This window comes from Serratia sp. T13T92 (assembly GCF_047530105.1).
GTDB classification, from domain to species: domain Bacteria; phylum Pseudomonadota; class Gammaproteobacteria; order Enterobacterales; family Enterobacteriaceae; genus Chania; species Chania fonticola.
The window spans coordinates 123,134-144,134 of record NZ_JBLJAK010000010.1 but is presented as its reverse complement, the minus strand read 5'-3'; the positions used below and the strand labels follow the sequence as shown (position 1 = coordinate 144,134).

General features: G+C 48.2%; 17 protein-coding genes. 7 read left to right on the top strand and 10 right to left on the bottom strand.

What is annotated here, in order from left to right:
* Positions 1-224 precede the first annotated feature (224 nt).
* The 10 genes from ACMV5I_RS12750 to ACMV5I_RS12705 all read right to left on the bottom strand — a co-directional run bounded on the left by ACMV5I_RS12750 (position 225) and on the right by ACMV5I_RS12705 (position 11,970).
* A complete protein-coding gene (locus ACMV5I_RS12750) occupies positions 225-1,514 on the bottom strand; it encodes an ABC transporter substrate-binding protein (protein ID WP_261260950.1) in 1,290 nt (429 codons plus the stop codon).
* Positions 1,515-1,529: 15 nt separating this feature from the next.
* Positions 1,530-2,657 (bottom strand): ABC transporter ATP-binding protein, encoded by a 1,128-nt coding sequence (locus ACMV5I_RS12745; RefSeq protein WP_024530677.1) that lies wholly within the window; start codon positions 2,655-2,657, stop codon positions 1,530-1,532.
* Positions 2,658-2,670: 13 nt separating this feature from the next.
* Entirely contained in the window at positions 2,671-3,585 is a 915-nt protein-coding gene (locus ACMV5I_RS12740) for a carbohydrate ABC transporter permease (RefSeq protein WP_024485192.1), read from the bottom strand.
* Positions 3,578-4,468, bottom strand: a complete 891-nt coding sequence (locus ACMV5I_RS12735; protein ID WP_024485193.1) for a carbohydrate ABC transporter permease — start codon at positions 4,466-4,468, stop codon at positions 3,578-3,580. The genes ACMV5I_RS12740 and ACMV5I_RS12735 overlap by 8 nt, the downstream gene beginning before the upstream one ends.
* Positions 4,469-5,143: 675 nt before the next feature.
* The gene (gene yfcD, locus ACMV5I_RS12730; RefSeq protein WP_202672344.1) at positions 5,144-5,719 is read right to left on the bottom strand and encodes an NUDIX hydrolase YfcD; all 576 of its coding nucleotides are present in this window, start codon (positions 5,717-5,719) and stop codon (positions 5,144-5,146) included.
* A gap of 131 nt (positions 5,720-5,850) precedes the next feature.
* Positions 5,851-6,402, bottom strand: a complete 552-nt coding sequence (yfcE, locus tag ACMV5I_RS12725; RefSeq protein ID WP_174333774.1) for a phosphodiesterase — start codon at positions 6,400-6,402, stop codon at positions 5,851-5,853.
* A 103-nt stretch (positions 6,403-6,505) separates the two neighbouring features.
* On the bottom strand, positions 6,506-7,150 hold the full coding sequence (locus ACMV5I_RS12720) for an RpiB/LacA/LacB family sugar-phosphate isomerase (RefSeq protein WP_021178550.1): 645 nt from the start codon (positions 7,148-7,150) through the stop codon (positions 6,506-6,508).
* Between the two features lie 45 nt (positions 7,151-7,195).
* Positions 7,196-7,957 carry a 2-dehydro-3-deoxy-D-gluconate 5-dehydrogenase KduD gene (kduD, locus tag ACMV5I_RS12715; RefSeq protein ID WP_046808386.1) on the bottom strand — a complete coding sequence of 254 codons (762 nt, stop codon included), beginning with the start codon at positions 7,955-7,957 and terminating at the stop codon, positions 7,196-7,198.
* Positions 7,958-8,312: 355 nt separating this feature from the next.
* Positions 8,313-10,376 (bottom strand): right-handed parallel beta-helix repeat-containing protein, encoded by a 2,064-nt coding sequence (locus tag ACMV5I_RS12710; RefSeq protein WP_414824497.1) that lies wholly within the window; start codon positions 10,374-10,376, stop codon positions 8,313-8,315.
* 88 nt (positions 10,377-10,464) lie between these two features.
* Positions 10,465-11,970, bottom strand: coding sequence for an MFS transporter (locus ACMV5I_RS12705; protein ID WP_414824504.1), 1,506 nt, complete (start codon positions 11,968-11,970; stop codon positions 10,465-10,467).
* A 490-nt stretch (positions 11,971-12,460) separates the two neighbouring features.
* On the opposite strand from ACMV5I_RS12705, the gene ACMV5I_RS12700 reads away from it, so the two are divergent.
* From ACMV5I_RS12700 to tssI, 7 genes are all read left to right on the top strand, one after another.
* Entirely contained in the window at positions 12,461-13,627 is a 1,167-nt protein-coding gene (locus ACMV5I_RS12700) for an oligogalacturonate lyase family protein (protein ID WP_202672348.1), read from the top strand.
* 146 nt (positions 13,628-13,773) lie between these two features.
* On the top strand, positions 13,774-14,097 hold the full coding sequence (locus tag ACMV5I_RS12695) for a cupin domain-containing protein (protein ID WP_021806015.1): 324 nt from the start codon (positions 13,774-13,776) through the stop codon (positions 14,095-14,097).
* Positions 14,098-14,725: 628 nt separating this feature from the next.
* Positions 14,726-15,337, top strand: coding sequence for a helix-turn-helix transcriptional regulator (locus ACMV5I_RS12690; protein WP_414824496.1), 612 nt, complete (start codon positions 14,726-14,728; stop codon positions 15,335-15,337).
* Complete coding sequence (locus ACMV5I_RS12685; RefSeq protein ID WP_414824495.1) at positions 15,324-15,740, top strand: hypothetical protein; 417 nt, start codon at positions 15,324-15,326, stop codon at positions 15,738-15,740. Before ACMV5I_RS12690 ends, ACMV5I_RS12685 begins: the two co-directional genes overlap by 14 nt.
* 70 nt (positions 15,741-15,810) lie before the next feature.
* Positions 15,811-16,929 (top strand): PIN domain-containing protein, encoded by a 1,119-nt coding sequence (locus ACMV5I_RS12680; protein ID WP_414824494.1) that lies wholly within the window; start codon positions 15,811-15,813, stop codon positions 16,927-16,929.
* A 425-nt stretch (positions 16,930-17,354) separates the two neighbouring features.
* Positions 17,355-18,296, top strand: coding sequence for a hypothetical protein (locus ACMV5I_RS12675; protein ID WP_414824493.1), 942 nt, complete (start codon positions 17,355-17,357; stop codon positions 18,294-18,296).
* A 742-nt stretch (positions 18,297-19,038) separates the two neighbouring features.
* Positions 19,039-21,000 (top strand): type VI secretion system tip protein TssI/VgrG, encoded by a 1,962-nt coding sequence (gene tssI / locus ACMV5I_RS12670; RefSeq protein ID WP_414824492.1) that lies wholly within the window; start codon positions 19,039-19,041, stop codon positions 20,998-21,000.
* Position 21,001 lies beyond the last annotated feature (1 nt).

Genomic DNA, 21,001 nt, shown 5'->3' with positions numbered 1-21,001 from the left:
ACTTAAAACAAACTTTATCTTTTTTGATGAATAAAGATTACCCAACATAAATAGCCGTTTGTAATACCGCGCCACCTTAAGCCTCTGACAGATGGGTGCTATGCAGGTTAGCCGACCGTTGAGCGCATGCGCGATTCGAGCCCCCAGGGACGGGTTCACGGCGTGTCGGCGTTCTGCATAGCTCCCAGCTGTATCACTATGACCAACAGCTATTTAAATAAGCCTTATCTCATGGCGCGTTTCAGAATACGGTCGCCCTGGCGCTGGAAATCTGCCGCCACTTCCTGCACCGTTTTCTTACCATAATCGATATTCTGAATGGCATCCTGGAACAGCACTACGATCTGCGGGTCGTCAAAATACGGTGAAGCGCTGATGGCATGCGGCAGTGATAACGCCAGTTTCAAGCCAGAAACGGCCGGATCGTTATCCTGGATCGCTCCACTTTCACGCAACTGGCTGACGGCCACTTTGCTTAACGGTACGCCACGCTCCAGCTTCAGCGCCTCAACCCCTTCCTTGCTGTTTAACAGGAAGTTAATCAACATTGCCGCTTCTTTTGGATGCTTGCTGCTTTTACCAATCGAGAACATTTGCGACGGTTTGAAGAACAATCCGGCATCCTTGGCCCCAGGCAACATCGGGTATGGCCCCAGTTCAAGCTTGGCCGGTGCCTTCAGGTTGTCGGAATATTTGTTGATGGTGGAGTTCCACATATAGGTTCCGCCCCACTCCCCCGCAATCCAGGGTTTCATCTCATACATATTGCTTTTGCCGAACGAGGCATAGTATTTCGATGACGGCATGACGTGGCTATCCACCATGTCTTTATACATCTGGAAGAAATCGACCCATTGCGCTTCGGTGTAAGCAAACTTTTTCTTTGACTCGTCGATAATATCGACGTTATGTTTCTGGATCATATACGAGCGTAACAGCGCAAAAGTATCCTGGTGCTCCAACACCACCGGATAATATTTGTCGCCCAGTTTTTCGTTGAAGGTTTTACCGGCAGCGAGCAATTCATCCCAATTATTGGGATATTGCACGCCCGCATCTTTCCAGGTGACATCGTTATAATAGAAAACGCGTGCGGTCACTGAGATCGGAATGCCGTTCAGCTTGCCGTCAATCGTGGTGGTTTGCAGCTCTTTGGGATCAAACTGAGTCAGATCCAGATACTCACTCACCTTGTTCAGGTCATAGAATCCGGTGCCGGTTTTTGAAAAGATCGGCAGCCAGTTCCAGTTGGTTTGCATCACGTCCGGCTCGGTGCCCCCGGCGATTTGGGTGGTCAGGCGTGAAAGGTGACCGTCCCAGCCGGTATATTCCGATTTCACCTTGATATTCGGGTTCTGCTTCTCGAACGCTTCAATCGCTTTCAACGTAACCTGATGGCGGCCATTGCCTCCCCACCAGGACATACGTAAATCAACCTGTTCTGCAGCAAAGGATTGATGGGCAAATATCGCCATGGATGAGGCTACCAGAGTACGTAAGACTATTTTTTTCATTATTGACCACTCCTGTTAAAGAGAAATATTCTTTTCTGTTTTCGCATCAAAAATGTGGCATTTATCCATATCGAATTTGAAGTAAACCGGACGATGCAGCCCATTTTTCAGGATCGGTTTGACGTCATCGGAAGGAATACGGCAGGTCAGTTCAAAATCATTCACCTTCAGGTAAACAAAGAACTCATGGCCCATATTCTCGACGCGGACCAGTTCCCCTTCGGAGTGGTTGCCCTCAAACGGCGACTCTGAAATCGACACAAACTCGGGACGCACGCCAAAGAACACGTCCTGCCCGACAAAGCTGGCGACCTTATCCTGCTGATACTGGCTGAGGGTCAAGGTGTAGTTACCGACGGTAAGGCCGATTTTGCCGTCCTTCTCTACCAGCTTGCTCGGCTTGATGTTCATTTCTGGCGCCCCGATAAAGCCGGCGACAAACATGTTTTTCGGGAAGTGGTATAGGTTGTCTGGCGTATCCACCTGCATGATATGGCCCAGCTTCATCACGCAGATACGGTCGCCCATGGTCATGGCTTCGGTCTGATCGTGGGTAACATAGACAGTGGTCGCCGGTTTGCCGCTCTTTTTCAGCTGCTTGTGCAAATCGGAAATACGGATACGCATCGAAGCACGCAGCTTGGCATCCAGGTTAGACAACGGTTCATCGAACAGGAACACGTCTGGTTTTTTCACAATTGCGCGGCCTACGGCCACACGCTGCGCCTGCCCACCAGAGAGTTGGCGTGGCAAACGATCCAACAGCTCTTCCAGCTCCAGGATCTTGGCGGCTTCGTTAACCTGCTCTTCAATCTGCTCTTTAGGCAGCTTGCTCAGCTTCAAACCAAACGCCAGGTTATCTTTTACCGTCATATGCGGATACAGCGCATAGTTCTGGAACACCATGGCAATACCACGGGATTTAGGGGCCAGGTTATTCACCACGCGGTCGCCAATGCGCACTTCACCGCCGCTAATGGTTTCCAGCCCTGCCAGCATCCGCAGCGTGGTCGATTTGGCACAGCCAGAAGGGCCGACAATCACCATAAACTCGCCATCGGCAATGGTCAGATTGATGCCATGTACCGCCTTATAACCGTTGCTGTACACTTTCTGCAGATTGTTAAAAATGACTTCAGCCATGATAGATCCTCAATTAACCTTTAATTCCGCTGCTGGTAACGCCCTGCACAAAGTAGCGTTGGGCCAGGAAGAACACGATGATGGACGGCAGAATAGAGATGCTTGCCATAGCCAGGATTTCGTTCCACGGCGCACCTTCTGTCACGTCGATAGACATTTTCAACGCCAGCGCAATCGGGTACTTATCGACGCTGTAGACGTAGATCAACGGGCCAATAAAGTCATTCATCGACCACATAAACTGGAACAGAGCGACGGAGATAATCGCCGGTTTCAGGATCGGCACCACCACATACCACAGCACTTGGAACGAGTTGCAACCATCAATCTGGGCCGCCTCTTCCATATCCCGTGGCACACCGCGCAGGAACTGGATCAACATAAAGACGAAGAACCCTTGGGTCGCAAATGCCAGCGGCAAATAGAGCGGCAGATAACTGTCCAGCATGCCCATTTCACGGAACATGATGTATTGCGGGATCAGTAACACCGTGCTCGGCAGCAACATGGTGGTGATCAGCGTGGCAAACCAGAATTTCTTCCACGGGATCTCAAAGCGGGCAAAACCGTAGGCCACAATGGTCGAAGAGATAATGGTTAATAACACCTTGGGGATCACAAATTTAAAGGTGTTAAGCATGTAATGACCAAAGTTATATTCCGTGCCGGTTTTCCAACCGTTAACGAAACCGTCCGAGGTCGCATTGTCTGGCCACAGGCCCAGGGTAGTGAAGATCTCCTGGTTGGGTTTAAACGAGGCTGAGAACATCCACACCAGCGGATAAAGCATCAACAATCCCACCAGCAGCAGCACGACGTAACGAATAGCGGCGCTGATTTTTTCCCGGCGCAATGTGCGCTGAACTTCACGCTCAGCGATTTCCTGCGCACTGGACATGGGTAATTGGTTCTGTTGCATGTCAGCCATTTTTGCCACCCTTGTCTGCCGAGTAGAAGACCCAATACTTCGATGATTTAAAGGCGATTGAGGCGAACAAGGCCACAACCAGGAACAGGATCCACGCCAATGCGGCACCGTAACCCATATCAAAATATTTAAAGGCGGTATCGTAGATATACAGTGAGAACAGATAGGTGTAATGGGTTGGCCCGCCGCCGGTAATGACATACGGGGCAGTAAACTCTTGGAACGCCTGCGTGGTCTGCATAATAAAGTTGAAGAAAATCACCGGCGTGATCAGCGGTACCGTGACCTTCATAAACATCTGCCACTTGGAAGCACCATCAATCATGGCCGCTTCATATTGTGACTGTGGCACGTTTTGCAGCGCCGCCAGGAAGATCACCATCGCAGAGCCGAACTGCCATACTCGCAGCAACGTGACCGACATTAATGCCAGTGAAGGCTCGCCCAACCAGTTGATCGGATCCATCCCAAAGACACCGATAAAGCTGTTTAGTAGCCCGTCGATGGCAAACAGAGCACGCCACAACACGGCGATAGCCACGCTGCTGCCCAGGATAGAAGGAACGTAATACGCCGTACGGAAAAAGCCGATGCCGCGCAGTTTAAAATTAAGGACAAAAGCGATACCTAACGCAAATGCCAATTTTAACGGGATGGTCAGAAACACATATGCAAAGGTGACGCCCATCGATTTCCAAAAAAGATGGTCTTCCATCAGCATATAACGATAGTTTTCCACCCCGTTAAACACCGGGGGATTCATCAGGTCATATTCCGTAAAGCTCAGCAAGAATGATGACACAAAGGGGAACGCCGTAAATATGATCAACCCTATTATATAAGGTGATATATAGGCTAACCCCAGCATTCTGTTTTCATTCATGGTTGTTACCCATAGCCATTTAAATAGAAAAAGAAATGAAATTAGTTAAGTAAAATTTAAGTAAGATTAAACAATAGAAATGAAAAGCCGGGCAGTCTGCCCAGGTTCAGCATCCCCCCCGTAGTGATAAATCAATAAATTTTTTCAGACGTTCGCTGGCCAATCTCAGCCAGTGATCAGCGGCCAATGCTCGCGTTGTCACTATGCTGTCGGGTTGCTTGCTACAGAAGGCTAAGTCCATTTTTCGGTCTCCCAGATGATTCCGGCATCTACCAACCAACAAACTGAAACGCTATTTCAAATTATTATATCTGAAATTTTTCCAACGTCATTCAGTGGATGGCAAAAGTGTGACCAAAGTAGAAACGTTGTTTTGATTTTTTTATTTAAAAACAAAAATTATCAAAACCAAAACGGAAATTAAATGTAAAACATTGATAAATATATATATTTATTCCATGCACATTTGTAGCGCCAAGGATAGAAATTTTGATGAGATAGGTTAACTAATTGTAGGTAGATAAGATCAGCTGATTTGGGCCAAGAGGGAAACTATGAATACCGTCATTGATGGTTACATTTGTGATTTCAGATGGTTGGCAAGTGGGGAGGGTCTAACTGGGGAGAATAATAGACGGCCTTGCTGCTCTAAGAGCAGCAAGGCCGTGCGTTAAATCAGGCGTCTTCCTCGCCAGAGCTGGCTCTGCTTTCGCGCGGCAGGGGCTTACCGTAGTCCTGGCCGTTATTACGCGTTAGCCACAGCGATAATGCCTTCAGCGAATCGGGGGTGAACTCGTCGCAGCGGGCGGTGATCTCCTCTGGCGTCAACCAGCTCACTTCAGCCACTTCTTCTTCCTGCAGGGCAAACGGACCATTGGCCACGCAGCTAAACAACGCTCCCCAAATACGGCACTGTTCCTCTTCAAAGTAGAACAGACCATGTTCGGCAAACGGGATCCCGGCAATACCCAGCTCTTCTTCCGCCTCACGGCGGGCAGAGTCCAACACGTTTTCCCCGCTTTGTACCACTCCGCCTGCGGTGGCATCCATCCAACCCGGGTAAAAATCTTTGGTGTCAGTGCGCCGCTGCACCAAAATTTTCCCCATGCCATCATGCACCACAATATAGGTCGCACGATGACGCAGCCGCTGGGCACGCATCTGTTGACGACTGGACTGAGCAACCACTTCGTTTTGCTCGTTGACGATATCAACCCACTCGGTATCTGCAGCCTGATCCTGTTCCGCCATCCTGTAAAACCTTCTATTTTGGGCGCGATGCATGCCGCGCACGGGTTATGCTTCAATTATTTTTGGTATGTGCCCCTGCTCTGCCAAGCCACAACCATGGCTGCCACTTTCAAGCTATCGGGACTATAAAATTAGTGCGTTAACGCCACCTCTGCAACAACCTTGCCGTTGTGCAACTCGAGCACGCTCAAGACGTCGTCTGTCAGTATGCCATAGCTGGCAGGAAAACCCCCTTTCGGGATGCTGACCGAGCCTGGATTAAAACAGTAGATCTCCCCTTGCCTTTGTGCCTGGGGCAAATGCGTATGGCCATACACCAGCACGTCTCCGCCCGTTAAAGGCGGTAATGTGTTGGGATGATAAAGGTGCCCGTGGGTTAAAAACAATCGTCTTTTGGCTAATAGCACCTGCTGGTAAGGGGCCATCATCGGGAAGATGAGCAGCATCTGATCGACTTCACTGTCGCAATTACCGCGAACGGCAACGATTTTGTCACTAACGTGATTCAATCGTTCGGCTACCTGCGCGGGCTGATAGTTATCTGGCAAGGCGTTGCGCGGGCCGTGATTGAGCAAATCACCCAAAAGTATCAACCAGTCGGCCTGGCTTTGAGCAAACAGTTCGAGGATTTTGTCAGTAGCGGAGAGCGAACCATGCAGGTCCGAGGCGAACATCAGCTTCATAATCTTTCCTTCGGTGCGGAATATGAAACCATTTTAACGTAGCTGGGTTATACAACAAGCGGTGGGTAAAACAGGTGGCCGATATTCGGCCACCTGAAGAACATCAGGCGCGAGCCAGCAGTTCTTTGACAAACGCCACAATCTCCGGCTTTTTGCCGTTGGAGAACAGGCATTCCTGGAAGCGAGGGCCGCTAACGGCGGTCTTCACCAGCTCTGGATCGATGGCACGCAGCGTATCAAGGTAGTTGTCTTTGATCACCGCCTGCTTAACCTGATTGAGGATACCGGCGTTACGAACCTGAGGTTCCTTACGCTCTACCGGATAACCTTCACCTTTACGCCCGGTAAAGGCCTTCTCAAAGATATAGCGCACGTTCAACTCTGCACCCCAGCCAAAACCTTTGGCAAACGGCAGGGACAGCGCATTACCGTTGTTGATCTGAGCGAACAGGAAAGCATCCGCAGGATCGATACAGTAACCGCACACTACGCCAGGATGGATGTTAAGTGACATCAAGGCGCCCTGCCCGGTACCGCAGCCGGTGACCACAAAGTCGACCGCTTCGGCGTTCAACAGAATGCTGGCCATAATCCCTAAGTGGATATAGGTCAGATGGTGATCCTGCTCATCGCTCATACCCACGTTGAACACCGCATCATGATTGCCAGCCGCAACCGCCTGCAATTGTTCGAGAACCAGCGCATTTTTACCCGCCTGGCTGTTTTCCATCATCAGTGCAATATTCATCTTTTGCTCTCCGCAAATAAAATCAATCGGTTATTCTTTGTCGAGTTAGCGAGCCAACCAACCGCCATCTACCGCTACGGTGTAGCCATTGATGTAATCCGAAGCCGGTGAAGCCAGGAATACCACCGGCCCCATCAGATCTTCTGGCAGGCCCCAACGGCCAGCCGGGATACGCTCGAGGATTTCCTCGCTGCGAGCCTGATCGTCGCGCAGTTGGCGAGTATTGTTCGTCGCCATATAGCCAGGAGCCAATGCGTTCACGTTGATACCGTGGCTGGCCCATTCGTTGGCCAACAGACGGGTAACCCCCATGACGGCGCTCTTGGACGCGGTGTAAGACGGCACACGAATACCCCCTTGGTAAGACAGCATGGAGGCGATATTGATGATCTTGCCGCCGGTGCCTTGGGCAATAAACTGGCGGGCCACCGCCTGAGACATGAAGAACACCGTCTTGATGTTCAGGTTCATCACGTCATCCCAATCTTTTTCGCTAAACTGCAGCGCATCCTGGCGGCGAATGATGCCCGCGTTATTGACCAGAATATCGATATGACCGAATTCGGCCACCGCGCGCTCCAGCAGCTCAGGCAGCACTTCCAGCTTGCTCAGGTCGGCTTTCAGGCTCAGGAAACGACGCCCCAGTGCGGTGACTTTGGCAATGGTTTCGTCCGGCTCAACCACGTTAACGCCAACGATATCACAACCCGCTTGAGCCAGCCCTATGGCCATCCCCTGTCCCAGCCCGGTGTCACAACCGGTCACAATCGCCACTTTACCCTGCAATGAAAAATTATCGAGAATCATGCTCTTGTCCTTAGTACTCAGGGCATCAGCGGCCCTTGTCAAAAGTGGGGATAGCGTTGCAATCCCGCCAGTGTCCGCAGCTTGCTGCCATACAGGGGGAGCGATATTGCCCGCCCCTGTCATCATGATGGCGCAAGTCTAACGCTTATCCCTGACGCAATCAATAAAATTGAAACAATGTTTTATTTTATGTGAAAGTAATTTTTGATTGTGTGATGTGTGCCGTTTTCACTGGGGCAAAAACGGCATAACCGGTGGGTTTATCTAAATCGGTATCGCATGCGGCTTACCGGGCGCAGTACAGTTCGGGCGCAGCATACAGGTCGGGCGCAGCATGCGGCGCCCCTACGGAGTCTCATTTCACTGCTGAGAACATGAAAGCATTGTTGTCGGCAATGTTCCCCACCACCGCATCGGCATATTCTCCCGGCTTGCTACGCAACGAGACGTTGCCGCTGAATACGCCCTGCTTATCCTGCGTGGTATAGGGGCCCGGGCGGAAAATGTAGTTAAACCTCTGGTTATCAATCGCCATATTATTGGTGACTTGCAGGGCGCCAGGGTTGAAGTTGTCGGTAAACCCATCCATGCCGTTTTCAATGGCGAGGCTGTTAGTCACCTGATGGGCCACTGGTAACCCTTCTCCCCCCAGTTTGAAACCATTATTGACATTGCGCAGTGCGACGCTGTTCTCAATGATCACCTTGCCGTTCGGGCCATCCTCGATCTTGTTAAACAGATCAAAGCCGTCATCCACGTTGTCATGCGAGAAGCAGGCGACCAGCCGATTTCCCTCACCCACACGCATTTTGACGGCAAAACCATCCGCATTGATCAGACCTAGGTCCTTGTTGGCGTATGATTCAGAATGGGTGATCAAGTTGTGGCTGGCCCACAATGGCCGATCGGCGTTGGCCGGGGAAGAAATGACAATCCCGGTATCATCCGCATGGTGTGCCACCACCCGGTCAAGGTGGTTATGGCTGCCCGTAATACGCAGGCTTTTTTCCGTTACCGTGATGCCCTGAATATCCCAATAGCTGGCTTCCAGCTCCATCCCGCGCAGCACCACGTCCTCCCCAAGCGGCCGGAGCTTTTTGGCATGCGTGGCGGTGCCACTGGCTACGGCTGGTATGACAGCCAAGGGGTAATCTCCCGCTGCCAGCCAAAGCGTGCCACCCGGCGTTAAGGATTGCACGGCGGTGGCAAAATCCAGCGGATGCTGCTGGCTGCCATCATTTTCGGCTTTGCCCTGTGGCGCAGCATACAGATTAGCGGCGTCGGCATAACGCGCTTTGCGCACTAGCAACTTGTCATTCTGAGCGTGGCCTTTTGCCGTGGTGAAACGGTAATCCAGCGCGGTTTCCGCCTTCTTCAGCGCAACCTTCACCGCCAGCATCTCTCCGGCCTGTACCTTACGCTCTGCGGCAATGACCACGCCGTCCTGGCTTAGCGACAGAGTGCCACTCTCATTGCTGCGTAGTTGGAAGGCGTAATCATCCGTGGCGGATATTGGCGCAGAACCGATCTCGATCTGCAGCGGCATTGCTTTAACCGCAAACTCTTGTGCCGCCGGAAGCTGGCTTTCGCTGAGCGTCAGGCTGGCCTGGTTGACGGTAATGCGTGCGTTACGTGAAGCAAAAAAGCCCACATAGTAACCTTCAGGATCCAGCTTGGTGACGCGGTGCGGATCGTTGATGGTTTTACTGACCCAGTTGTCGCTGCCCAGCGGGGCATAGGCCGCGGTAAATCCCTGATCCGTGCGAGCCAAACGCAGCCGGAAGGTTGGCGTTTTCTGCAGATCGACCTCAGGTTGATAACCCTCACGTTTGATCTCGACACCCGCGTTACCCCAGGAATTGAGCACGCCGTTGCGGGAAATCAGCGTCATTTTGACCCGCTGATGGTCTTTTTTATCCTGCGTCATGATGGCATTCATCACCATGTTGGATGCCGCCGGAAACTCCTCATAACCCTGCTGGACCTTTTCCAACCTTGGTTTGCCGAGGATATCGCGGATCAGCAATCCCGCCCCCTCCTGCCCGGCGGGCAGAGCCATATTTTCCGGGCCAAACTGATCGACCGTTACCTCCGCCTCCAAAACCACATTGGCATTGGCGGGAATGCGCGTGTAGTAGAAGGTCAGGCCATCATGGCTATTGCCGATTTTGCCCCCCCGGCTTTCGACGTGGAACGGCATTTTCAGTGGTCCGGCCTGCATCGGTTTACTATTGGCCATCGTCACCTGATTGGTGCCAACTTTTTCCGGCAGCACGTTGGTAGCAAAGTTGACATCCGTTGACTGGCCGAAAGCGATGGCCTGCCAAACCAGTTCATTAGCGGCAGGCAGCGGTGCGGCGACACCGTGATGACACACGCTGGCCAGAGCAATTAATAACGACAGAGGTACGATCTTCATTTCCCTTTCCTTGTTTTTAATAGGTAGGGATCCCCCCGCCGTGTTGGCGAGAAGATCCTATTACTGGGTTTTGGGGAGATCTGGCCCGTTAGGCCGGTTTATACACAGGGGTAGCGACTTCGGGAGTGATGTTCATCTTCTGGCAGATCTTGCTGTTGCCCCAGCATTGTTCGTAGGGCAGCCCTACCAGCTTCTCAATCACCAAACGAACGTCGGGTTTGATATCGCCGATCTTGCCGCCAGCCTTGATGCGGGCCACTTCGTATAGCACCACCTGATGGGTCTGGCGGTTAAGCGTCATCTGGCTGCTGAAGACAATAGCCATCAGCGCCAACAAGATCACGCCAGCAAAGAACACCCAGGAGATCGCGGTAATGGCAGTTTCCGGCTGAGTGTGAGACTTGGACTGGAAGCCGTAGTAACTGAGGATCGCCCCCATGGTGAAGACGATAATCGAACGCATAATCTTGCCGGAGAAGGTCATCGCCCCAGCATAGATCCCTTCGCGACGGCGGCCGGTAAAGACTTCGTCTACGTCCGCCAGGAAGGTATACACCGTCCAGGGAATGTAATACACCCCGCCGGTGCCCAGGCCGAAGATCACGGTGATACCGATGATGGCAGCAGTGGCAATATGCGCAGGCAGGTTAAAGAAGTGCAGCAGAGAGTAGCAACAGACCGCAAACATCACGATACCGAGCGCCCAGGAATAAGGTTTACTGAAGCCCTTTTTCACGCACAGGCCAATAAAGATGGCGGTTGATATCAACTGTAAGATGGCATTCAGGCTGTTCAATCCAGCCAGAATGGCCGGATCGTATTGCAGCACGAAGATCACGAAATAGGTGAATACCGAGGCAAACAGCCATTCCGCACCGAAGCCGAACAGATACATGCCCAGATGCTTGCGAAATACCCGCAGGTAGAAAGTCGATTGCATATCCCGCGCCAATGAAGCCAACGTTTTGAGCAGCGATTTCTTATGCTTAACCTCCGCTATTGCTTCATCCTTGCGCTCCCAGGAGAACAGATACAGCACGGTGATGGCAATAAACAGGATCACGCCGTAGGTGATGCCGGTATACAGAAAGGGCTGAGCCGACTCTTTACCGTAGAGCAGAATAAATTGCCCTGGGATAAACGCCGCCAGGAAGTTGGCCATCTTGCCAAAAATCGCTTTATAGCCGGTCAGCTTGGAGCGCATGGCAAAATCATCGGTCATTTCGGTCGCCAGCGTCTCATAAGGCACCATCACCGAGGTATAAATCAGTTCGAAAATGACGTAGGTGGCGAGGTAGTACCAAAAACCGAAGCCCTCAACCCACAGCAGAGGGTAAAAGACCATCAGTGGCGCGCCAATCAGCAAGAAGAAACGCCGCCGACCAAAGCGCTTACCGAGCCAGGTATTGCCAAAGTTATCGGTCAGATAACCCATCACCGGGTTACTGATAGCATCGATGACGCTCGCAACCGAGAAGATAAATGACGCCTCCAACAGCGTCAGCCCACAAAACGTGGTGTAAAAATAGAGCAGCCAGGCACCGCTGATCGCCAGCGCACCGCTGCCCAAGAGGTTACCCCCGCCATAAGCCAGCTGATGCCCTAGCCTGACCGTTCTCCCTTACCCAGAGCGTTAATACCATTAGTTGTCATCGTTTCTTCTCGCAAACAAAAATAATGAACTGCAATTTCATTTTTAAAGGAATAACGTTTTATACTTTTAGGCGAGTTATAATGTTGTGATGAAAGTCACATAAAAAATAAGGGGATCTCATTTAGCCCGCTTTAAAACGCGGGCAGCATCTGGCCGCAGTCCCCGCATCAGGGATTGCCCATACGTGATCTTTCTATAATGGCGAGCATGCAACGGCGTCATGCTGGTTGGCTATGAGCAAAACCGCGATCTGCTATCAATTGGGCAAAGCGCAACGATTTATGCGATGTAGCTCTCATAAATCACCCGTTCGGGTTGGCCTAATTCGTCACTTTGATATCATTTTTCTAAATTTATGAAACAATGTTTTATTTAATTAAAGGATCGTCTGAACAGCGGCGGTTTATCGATAAGGTTAAGGGAGGCCATCGTGGCTAAAGGTTCAATCCACCAGTTCAATTTCCATCGTACAACCGATGCCGGTACCGGCGCACAACTCACCCGCCTGACACCGCCTGAAGTGCTGTGCCACCGCAACTACTTCTACCAAAAATGTTTCACCAACGACGGCAGTAAACTGTTGTTTGCTGGCGAATTTGACGGTAACCGCAACTATTACCTGTTGGATCTGCAACTGCAACAAGCGGTGCAGTTGACCGAAGGCCCGGGCGACAATACCTTCGGCGGTTTTTTATCCCCGGACGATCGTTTCCTGTATTACGTGAAGAATGAGCGTGAGTTACGCCGGGTAGAGCTGAGCAACTGCAATGAACAAACCGTGTATCGTGTGCCTGAAGAGTGGGTTGGCTACGGCACCTGGGTTGCCAACAGTGAATGCACCAGCCTGGTGGGCATCGAAATCGATCGTGAAGATTGGCAACCTCTGACCGACTGGAAAATTTTCCACAGCTTCTTCACCAAAAACCCGCATTGCCGCCTGCTGCGTGTCGATTTGGCCAGCGGTGAATCACGTGTGATCTATGAAGACCGCATCTGGCTGGGTCACCCAATCTATCGCCCATACCATAGCGATTGCGTCGCCTTCTGCCACGAAGGGCCACACGATCTGGTTGATGCCCGCATGTGGCTGATCAACGAAGACGGCAGCAATATGCGTAAGGTAAAAACTCATGCCCCAGGCGAAAGCTGTACGCATGAATTCTGGGTGCCAGATGGTTCAGCCCTGATGTACGTCTCTTATTTGAAAGGCCAGCAAGAGCGCAACATCTGCCGTTACGATCCACAAACCGGGCAGGACGAAATCGTGATGACCATGCCAGCCTGTTCGCACCTGATGAGCAACTACGACGGCAGCCTGTTAGTGGGTGACGGTTCGGCAACGCCGGTCGATATCAAGGATTCTCAAGGCTACACCATTGAGAACGACCCGTGGCTTTACGTGTTCGACGCCAAACAAAAACGTCAGGCACGCCTGGCCGCGCATAACAGCTCATGGCGCGTGCTGAATGGCGACCGTCAGGTAACGCATCCGCACCCATCCTTTACCCCGGACAACCGGCAAGTGCTCTTCACCTCAGATTTTGAGGGCGAACCTGCGCTGTATCTAGCCCGCTTGCCGGAAGATCTCTTTGCTTGATGGCGCGGGCAGCCCCTACAGGCTCAAACCGTAGGGGCGCTGCATGCTACGCCCGTCTTGATAATCAGTGGGTTAGCCCCGAACAATTCAGCATCATTGCGACTTTGTCGGCAATCTGCACGAGTTTATTTTATTGAGGAACAGCCATGTTTATCTACAAACAGGATTGTGCGTTAGAAGATTTAGGGAACGGCGTGACACGCCGTATCCTCGCTCATGGCGGCACCATGATGGCGGTGGAGGTCAACTTTAGCCAAGGTGCTGTCGGCCCGTTGCATAGCCACCCGCACGAGCAACTGACCTACGTACTTTCCGGCCGCTTCAGCTTCACCATCGATGGCGTCACCAAGGAAGTGGCTGCCGGAGATACCTTGTACAAAAAGCCCGACGTGGTACATGGCTGCGTCTGCCTGGAGGCCGGAACCTTACTGGATACCTTCACTCCGCAGCGTGAAGATTTCCTGAAATAATCTCATGTGCTCCCGGCCATCATGCCGGGAGCATTTGGCACCCAATAAGCTGTGCCAACTTCCCTTCCTCTTGCAGAAAATTACCCTGTTCCCCTTGCCCACACTATCAATATGCCTGCCGCCAAACCGGCCACAGACGAGAAATATCAACAATTCATATTTCAAACAATTAAACATAGACACATACACACAGTGAATACATATAGGTGATTACCAGTAATTAACCGGCAAGTTAAGGGACAGTTCTTATCTTTTGATTTTATTGAAATAATTGGTAACTTATCGATAAAATCAATTGTTTTTATAATATCGATCTATTTTATTGATCATTAAAAACAACTCTGCTATCCTATGTAATATAAATTTTCAATATAAATCAATGGAATGAGTAAATTTCATGGCTTACTGCGAGTATGTCGCCTATTGCCCACATTGTGATATTTCCATCGAGTTGACAGGGAACGTTCCCCCCTACGTTGAGGGGGCGGGTAGTTGCTGGATGTGCAGTAAGAAACTCATCCTGATTTTCAGAAAGTCGGCAAAAAACCGTGCACGCCATCGACAAGATTGCGGCTCATCCGCCAACCTGCGCACCAGCTAGGATTATTACTGATTAGGACGATCAACTATGCCTGATATTCATATCTACACGGTGAGTAATGACCGCTATTTCTCTGCTGGTTTGCATGCGCTGCTCAGGCACGGTGAAACCCTGCCCCACAATAAAATAGCGTTGCATGAATTGCTCTTCGAGAAAGAGACATTTGAGGCTCACACGCTTTCAGAGCTGAAAAATAGCGCCTGTGATTTTCTGATTTTGGATTGCAGCTGCGGCTTTATTAATTATTACGGCGCCTGTTCCGCGCTCTATACCGCCCTGGAGCAGGGCACGCTGGCGGCCAGGATCATCTTGATGTATGAAAACAGCCTGTGCCTGACCAACCCGGATATGTACAACCATTTTATCACTCTGGATAAAAATGCCTGCGTAGAGGATATCTTGCTGGCAATTTTCCCTCGCCAAACGGTGCAGGATGAGTTTGATGTCGAGGTAGAGGAAGCCATGAGTCGGCAGTATCTGACCGGGCGAGAGCTGATTGTCATCAATGAAATCTACAGCGGTGCACAGCCTTATGAGATCGCCAAAAAGCTCAAGCTCAGGCTAAAAACCATCAACTGCTATAAAAACCGGGCGATGAAAAAGATCTGCAGTAAAAGAACGTTGGATGTATACGCTTAACGGCCTGTTCGCCAGGTTGGCTCCCCCTTCATCGGTGGCGGTTTCACCTTGGTCAGAAGTTGCTTCAAGAGGGGTTGTCCTCATAGACCTCGTCTGGGGTACGCCGCGCCACCAAAGTCGGGAGCCAACATCACTCGAATGTATAATCTGTATCGGCATCCGCAACAGGCCGCCTTTATCTGAAACCCTTGTGGCTTCTAGAGTCAGCCAGATCCGACAGGTCTGCTTAGTGCCAGGAGCAGACCTTTCTAAAGCTATTGCGTGTAAAACAACTAGACGCATGTTAGCCATGCAAATTTTATTACGTTGTTTTTACGATGGGTTTTTGACAAAATGGCTCACTAGTCATTTATTTGATTTAAGAAATGAAGCAGAACAGAAGAATTTTTGTTTATATTTATAAATTTCAAAAAGTAGTGCTATGAGGTGATTTCAGGTTCAGTAGTTTATCAGGGTGTAATGGAAGATATAAAATGTTAATATTAATAGATACGAACATATTTTATAATAATTGGAAAATGTCTAGCGCTATGTTTCAAGTTCTGTCTAATTTTATTAAAAACACGACAGGAAACCAACTTGTTATACCTTTCGTTGTATTCAGGGAAGTTCAAAAAAAATACAATGAGGAACTCGAAAAGTTACAAAAAGAAATACTTCAACTGAAAGGACGAGTAAAGAAACTCTCAGAGAATGAGTTTCATATCGATGATTTTAATGATGAAATTAAAAAATTTAGCTTTCAAAATGAATTGTTAAAAATGTTCCCCCGCACACATATTATATCATCTTCATACATTGATAATGACCTGTTATTAGATAAGGCGATTTTTTCCAAGCGGCCATTTAGAGACAATGAAAAAGGCTATAGAGATGCGCTAATCTGGAATGGGCTGACGCAATATTTACACAATAATAAAATGGGAGATGAAATTGTTTTTATTACAAATAACTCACATGACTTTATGTCTCCTGACAAACAAAAAAAAGAGTTCCATTCTGATTTAATTGAAGATCTAACCAATCTTGGTTTACATAATGTTTTTTCACTCTATAATTCATTAAGTGAATTTATAACTGAGCATGTAGATCAAGAACTACATAGTTTTTCACATAGAAATATTGAGGAAATAGAAGAGAGGTACATAGAAGCTATTGAGAGTGAATTTGAAAGTTTCACTCCTATTTATATGGAGAATTTAAGTTTAGATGACTGTGCATCTCTATATGATTCATCTGGTTTTAATGGGGCAATAATTAGGAAGTGTAAACACTTTGACTTTGATGTTATAGAAGGAACAGAAGATCCTTCAATGTATTCAGGATATAAACTACCTGATAATAAATATGCATTTGAATACTCTTATAATTTTAGAATATGTAGCTTTGAATTTTACATTGACACGGGCATTTATCATCAAAATAAAGATGTTATAATCAGCGAGTTTATGAATATTGAAATCGGTCAAACAATCACAAGATTTTACTCTTATCCAAGAATCTATTTCTATGGGAGTGGCATTATTGATTTAGTCAGCAATAACATTGAGAAAGTAAATATTGATAACTTGGATGTGAGAATAAAATTCTAATTCGAACATTTGTTTTACGAAAGTATTGCTGTAAGTATCCCGATTTACCGGGCTAATCATTTTTAGAACCCCTCCAACTTCCCCTGGAGGTAAATGTCCGCTATTCGCTCAGAGCAGAAAGCAAGTTACATAGAACTGTCCGCTCCGTGTCAAGAGTGGACATTATTAACATTAGCGTCGAGTGGAGGGCGATGAAGAGGAATAACTATAAAAGAAATTATATCGTTTGCAAGCTTCGCTCTGAAAATTATTGGCATCCTTTGTGACTTCCACTACTGGATAAAACAACACGATTGCAAGTGTCCAGATAATTGTTGTTTAATGGTATTGTTTTTTAGTGTATAGTAATTTAATGTATTTAACTTTTATTAATAAGATTCACAAATAAATAATCAAAGAATTATTTTGAAATTGAGAATGAATATATGGAAAAATATATAATTGAATGTGATTTTGAACTCTTCTCGTCCCACAGTATAAATGAAGTTGGTTTTCAAGGGGCAAGTATTTACAATCTTGAAGAAGGCATATCGTGTTGTTGCCCATTCGGATTACCAAACACAAAAATTGAATTATCTTGTGCAAACAATCCAGACTTTAGTGTAAAAATTGAATCGTTCGATCTAAAAGAGCAGATTGATCAAGTTTCATATCTCAATCGTCTGGCGAGCTATTTATCATTCGTGGCAACAAAAAGTGAACTTGGCGGATATTATGGAACGCCTTTCATTAAGGTGCACTTTGACACATTTTCAAGGAAAAATATAATTGTAGAAAATGAAAATTATATTGCAAACACTGTACCTTTAAATTCTTTCGTTGAAATGACGGATTCCTTGTTAATAAAATCAATAAACGGAGTTAAATTTAACAACAGCAACGTAATCAATATTCATTACAATGAAGTTTTGGATTATTATTATAATGGCTTAAGAGCAGAAAGCGAAAAATCAAAATTTTTCCACTGGTTTCTAATAGTAGAGTATCTTGAAGGTAGCAACCTGTATTCTAAGCTTTTCCCTTCCGGAACAATGTTTTCCGAAGATGAAAGTGATAGTATAAGATATCTAGCCTGCAAGTTTTCAAATGATAAAAAAAATGCATTGCTCTCTGTTCTAACGCGGACATCTGAATTCAGAAACCAAAAGCTGTTTAAACTCCTTTCTCACTTGGGAATGACGCAATTAGCAAGCGTGAAAGGGGAAAAACCTATTACGATTGACGTGATAAAGTCGGTCACTACATCGAGAAATAAGTTGTTTCATAGAGGAAATGAGTTCCCAAGTGATGTGCTTTGGTTTGTATTATTCCCGCTGGTGACAATAATAACCGAAAAGATAATACAAAATCCCAACTGTATAGACTAAGGCTGGGCCCCTAAGTGACACCTTGAAAATAATTACTTCATGTGTCACTAAAACTAACTCAATCAAAAAATAGTATTGAACTATGTCGCAATGAGTAATATATAACAGTTAACCACCTTTTCTAAGTTAATGTAACTAATTGGTGTGACGACTGCTCTTCGCTCATAGCCGACGCGTTTCCGCCCAGTGGACTGGCCAGTTCCAAAAGCAGACTTTGTAAACACTACCTCTAGCAAATCAATGGGGGAGCATATCCTCTGCACCTGACTCCAATGAGCTTACCCTACGCCATCAGTACTGTTTCCTCAGCCAGGAACTAGCAGCGCCTACCAAATAGGGCTCTAGTAGCGTTGGATAGGACTTTCGGTAGCGATTGGACAAGCTTGTATCTGTAAGCTGTTCAAATGAATTAAGCCTATCGGTTGTTGGAAGTGAGCGCTCAACACTATTCAACAGATAACCGCCACCTACCGGGTTTGGAAGGAAGCCGGTAAAAAGTGAATTTAGCTATCCCATTCTTGAATGCTTGTGTTGAAAAATGAAGCCATTCACTGCCTGAAGTGATCGTTTCCTATCAGAGAAATTTCCCGATCTCTATGAGGCATAACCGTGCTAGCTCTCACTAAATGAACAAATTCAGGTTGTTGCCATTTTCCACATGCATTAAAGTATCTTATATATTATAAATATTTTATTTACATAGGTTGGGATGTATTCACGCCATCAATAAGGAAATATGAACATGGATGCGAGTGGCCTGCGGTTTACGTTAAGTGTGGGGAACCTGCCATCTAAAACCTTCGTGGTATCAGGTTTTACATTGCACGAGCAATTTTCCGCACCTTTCACGCTTGAACTGGAGGTTGCCAGTGCCAGCCCCAATGTGGAGTTCCGTTCAATTCTAGACAATACAGCCACGCTGACCATTTGGCGTGAGACAGAAGTACAGCGTATCGTGAATGGCATTGTTACTTCCGTCGAGCAAGGCGATTCAGGACTTCATCAAACACGTTACCGACTCAGTGTGCGCCCCGCACTCTGGCGAGCAGGATTAAGACAAAACTCCCGCATTTTTCAGCAACAGGGTTTTCTGGAAATTCTTGAAACCTTGATGAAAGAAAATAAGATCAGTGACTATGCCCATGCTTTTCGCTACAAGCATGCACCCAGAGAGTTTTGTGTTCAGTATAATGAAAGCGATCTGGATTTCCTTCATCGAATGGCGGCAGAAGAAGGCATCTATTATTTCTTCGAGCATGAGAATGACAGGCACACGCTGGTCTTTGCCGACGATAACATCATCGTGAATGACGGACCGACGCTACCCTACTACCCAGATCAACAACAAACCTCACTCGATGAACCTTGCATTACCACCTTCAAGCGCAGGGAAAGTCTGCGCCCTTCCGAGGTATTGCTGAAAGATTACACCTTTAAAAACCCCTTGTGGGCCGCTGAATATCGCGATCGCGCTCGAGATGATGAACATCAGTCAGGGGAGTATCTGCATTATGATTATCCTGGCCGCTATAAAGACACCGGTCCAAGCGGGGAAAAGTTTTCCCAATGGCGCATTCAGGCACTACGTAATGATGCCCATCAGGGCGAAGGGGCTAGTAATTGTCCTGCTCTACAACCCGGTGTGCGCTTTACCCTAGAAAACCATCCACTGGACACACTGAATACAAGCTGGCAAGTCACCCAGGCCATCCATAGCGGGCAACAACCACAAGCTCTGGAAACTATATCGGGAGGGCAAGGCACAACCATAACCACTCAGTTTGCGTTTATTCCCAATAATCAGACATGGCGCCCACTTTCACGGCCAAAACCACGCATTGACGGAGCCCAGATTGCGATTGTCACGGGTCCACCCTCAGAAGAGATTTATTGTGATCCTTATGGTCGGGTCAAGGTGCGTTTTCTTTGGGATCGTTCAGGGAAAGACGATGATACCAGCTCCTGTTGGATACGGGTATCGCATCCCTGGGCGGGGCCTCGTTGGGGGATGTCGGCCATTCCGCGCATTGGTCATGAAGTGATTGTTGAATTTTTAAACGGTGACCCTGATCAGCCGGTGATAATCGGCCGCACCTATCATGCCAACCATCTGCCTCCTGGTAATTTGCCAGGCAGCAAAACCCAGATGTCGATCCGTTCAAAAACCCATAAAGGTGAAGGATTTAACGAGCTGCGTTTTGAAGATGAAAAAGATAATGAAGAAGTCTTCGTTCACGCACAAAAAAACATGGCGATACGGGTACTCAATTCGAAAGACGAACGGGTGAACTACAACCGTAGTAGCAGTATCGGGCATGATGAAGAACTGGTGGTTGCCAACGATCGAAAAGTGACGGTTGAAGGTAATCAGGATCAGAAAATCACCGGTAACAATCTGGTGATGACGGAAGGCGACCGAGGTATACAGGTCAAGGGCGATCTGGCACAGAAAGTTAGCGGCGTGTTCAGTGTGGACAGCAACGGCGATCTGACGCTACAAAGCAATAGCAAACTGACGCTGAAAGTAGGCGGAAGTTTTGTTGTTATTCATGCCGGTGGCGTGGATATCAAGGCCCCCTTAATTAATCTGAATTCTGGTGGTAGCCCTGGTGATTTACTGACCCCAGCCAGCCCGGCAGTTTTAAAAGCAGCGGCGCTTGCAGGTTCAATGTTTGTCGCACATTGCCCACTGAAGGATAGCTAAG

Coding starts and splice junctions, on each gene's coding strand:
- ACMV5I_RS12750 (WP_261260950.1), bottom strand. CDS start 1,514: ATGAAAAAAATAGTCTTACGTACTCTGGTAGCCTCATCCATGGCGATA.
- ACMV5I_RS12745 (WP_024530677.1), bottom strand. CDS start 2,657: ATGGCTGAAGTCATTTTTAACAATCTGCAGAAAGTGTACAGCAACGGT.
- ACMV5I_RS12740 (WP_024485192.1), bottom strand. CDS start 3,585: ATGGCTGACATGCAACAGAACCAATTACCCATGTCCAGTGCGCAGGAA.
- ACMV5I_RS12735 (WP_024485193.1), bottom strand. CDS start 4,468: ATGAATGAAAACAGAATGCTGGGGTTAGCCTATATATCACCTTATATA.
- yfcD (WP_202672344.1), bottom strand. CDS start 5,719: ATGGCGGAACAGGATCAGGCTGCAGATACCGAGTGGGTTGATATCGTC.
- yfcE (WP_174333774.1), bottom strand. CDS start 6,402: ATGAAGCTGATGTTCGCCTCGGACCTGCATGGTTCGCTCTCCGCTACT.
- ACMV5I_RS12720 (WP_021178550.1), bottom strand. CDS start 7,150: ATGAATATTGCACTGATGATGGAAAACAGCCAGGCGGGTAAAAATGCG.
- kduD (WP_046808386.1), bottom strand. CDS start 7,957: ATGATTCTCGATAATTTTTCATTGCAGGGTAAAGTGGCGATTGTGACC.
- ACMV5I_RS12710 (WP_414824497.1), bottom strand. CDS start 10,376: ATGAAGATCGTACCTCTGTCGTTATTAATTGCTCTGGCCAGCGTGTGT.
- ACMV5I_RS12695 (WP_021806015.1), top strand. CDS start 13,774: ATGTTTATCTACAAACAGGATTGTGCGTTAGAAGATTTAGGGAACGGC.
- ACMV5I_RS12690 (WP_414824496.1), top strand. CDS start 14,726: ATGCCTGATATTCATATCTACACGGTGAGTAATGACCGCTATTTCTCT.
- ACMV5I_RS12685 (WP_414824495.1), top strand. CDS start 15,324: ATGTATACGCTTAACGGCCTGTTCGCCAGGTTGGCTCCCCCTTCATCG.
- ACMV5I_RS12680 (WP_414824494.1), top strand. CDS start 15,811: ATGTTAATATTAATAGATACGAACATATTTTATAATAATTGGAAAATG.
- ACMV5I_RS12675 (WP_414824493.1), top strand. CDS start 17,355: ATGGAAAAATATATAATTGAATGTGATTTTGAACTCTTCTCGTCCCAC.
- tssI (WP_414824492.1), top strand. CDS start 19,039: ATGGATGCGAGTGGCCTGCGGTTTACGTTAAGTGTGGGGAACCTGCCA.